The sequence below is a fragment of the Leucobacter sp. M11 genome (assembly GCF_035726885.1).
Lineage (GTDB): Bacteria > Actinomycetota > Actinomycetes > Actinomycetales > Microbacteriaceae > JAPFRB01.
Genome location: NZ_JAPFRB010000004.1, coordinates 267,234 through 268,974, shown reverse-complemented (window position 1 = coordinate 268,974; position 1,741 = coordinate 267,234). Strand labels below are relative to the sequence as shown.

At 67.1% G+C, this 1,741-nt stretch carries 2 protein-coding genes; both read right to left on the bottom strand.

The window, feature by feature from the left end; translation table 11 throughout:
* A partial coding sequence (locus tag OOT08_RS13290; protein ID WP_325093660.1) for an MFS transporter occupies window positions 1-1,253 on the bottom strand: 1,253 nt, incomplete at its 3' end.
* A gap of 5 nt (window positions 1,254-1,258) precedes the next feature.
* Window positions 1,259-1,684 (bottom strand): MarR family winged helix-turn-helix transcriptional regulator, encoded by a 426-nt coding sequence (locus tag OOT08_RS13285; RefSeq protein WP_325093234.1) that lies wholly within the window; start codon window positions 1,682-1,684, stop codon window positions 1,259-1,261.
* Between the last annotated feature and the right edge of the window lie 57 nt (window positions 1,685-1,741).

Sequence of the window (1,741 nt, the reverse complement as noted above, 5' to 3'; positions counted from 1 at the left end):
TCACGCTGCCCGTCGTGGGTGATCATCAGTCGCCACGCGGAATCCGGCTTGAGTCGGATCCGGAGCTGATGGGCCACGACGAGCCAGGCGATCGCGATCGCGCAGGCGAGGAGCCCCGCGACCGCCGCGACGCCGAGCCCCCAGCGCGGGCCGAGCGTGTTCGCGACCCAGCCGACAACGGGCGCGCCGAGCGGGGTGCCGCCCATGAGGATGGCCATGTAGATCGCCATGACGCGCCCGCGCACATCCGCGGAGGTCGTCGTCTGCACGTAGCCGTTCGCGGTCGTCAGGAGCGTGACGGCGCTGAAGCCGATGAGCACGAGCGAGATCGCGAAGGTCCAGAAGGTCGGCATCACCGCGGACACCGCGGAGGCGATGCCGAGCATCCCCGAGGCGATCACGATGACGCTGAAGCGGGCGCGCTCCCGGCGGGCCGCCATGAGCGCCCCCGTCAGCGAACCGATCGCGAGAATCGAGGACAGCAGCCCGTACTCCCCCGCCCCGCGGCCGAACTCGACCGCCATCGTCGAGGAGACGATCGGGAAGTTCATCGCAAAGGCGCCGATGAGGAAGACGATCACGAAGACGACGAGCAGGTCCGGGCGACTCCACGCGTAGCGGAAACCCTCGACGAGCTGCCCGCCCGCCCGTTTCGTGCTGCGCGGGCCACCGCGGTGGTTCGGCTTGATCATCGACAGCGCGATAAGCACCGCGATGAAGGTGAAGGCGTTCACGACAAAGACCCAGCCGGAGCCGATCAGCACGATCAGGAAGCCGGCGACGGCGGGGCCGATCATGCGGGCCCCGTTGAAGGAGGCCGAGTTCAGGGCGACCGCGTTCGCCATGTTCTCCTCGGAGACGAGGTCCGAGACGAAGGTCTGCCGGGCCGGGCCGTCGATCGCGTTCACGATGCCGAGCAGCAGGGCGAAGAGGTACAGGTGCCACAGTTCCGCGTGGCCGAGGATGAGCAGCAGCCCGAGGCTGAAGCCGAGCAGCATGAGGCAGCTCTGCGTGACGAAGAGGATCTTGCGCCGGTCGAAGCGGTCCGCGACCCACCCCGAGATCGGCACGAGCAGCAGCTGCGGCCCAAACTGCAGCGCCATCGTGATCCCAACCGCGACCGCGTCGTTGTCGGTGAGCATGGTGAGCACGACCCAGTTCTGGGTCGTGGCCTGCATCCAGGCCCCGATGTTGGAGACCAGGGCCCCGATGAACCAGACCCGGTAGTTAACACTCGACAACGAGCGGAACATGGAACTCACTGAGCTGCGATACCTTTCATCAGATCGGCCGCCTGGGCCAGGATCGCGCGTTGCTCGACCGTGAGCTCCCGCATGCGACGCTCCAGCCAGGCGTCCCGGATTTCTATCGTGTCGATGACGAAGGCGGTGCCCTCTGGCGTCAGGACGATGTCGGTCTTGCGCCGATCCAGCTCGTTTGCCCGCCGCCGCAGGTAGCCGAGCTCCTCCAGGAAGTTCACCGTGCGGTTCATCGAGGGCGGCGAGACGTGATCCCGCTCGGCGAGCTGCCCGAGGGTCAGGACCTCGCTCAGGTGTAGCCAGGCGAGCACCGAGAACTGGGCGTCGCTCAGGTCCTCGCTCGCCTTCTCCGCGCGGAGCCGCCGCGCCAGGCGCAGCGTGGCCATCCGCAGGTGCGTGCTCTGTTCGGGAACCGGGGTCGTCATCAATTCATTAGCTTAGCTCATTAGCTTTGCTAACGAAAGTCCGACGCGTGTCGGTCC

Excerpts from the sequence above, each read along its gene's own strand:
- OOT08_RS13285 (WP_325093234.1), bottom strand. The coding sequence starts at position 1,684 with ATGACGACCCCGGTTCCCGAACAGAGCACGCACCTGCGGATGGCCACG.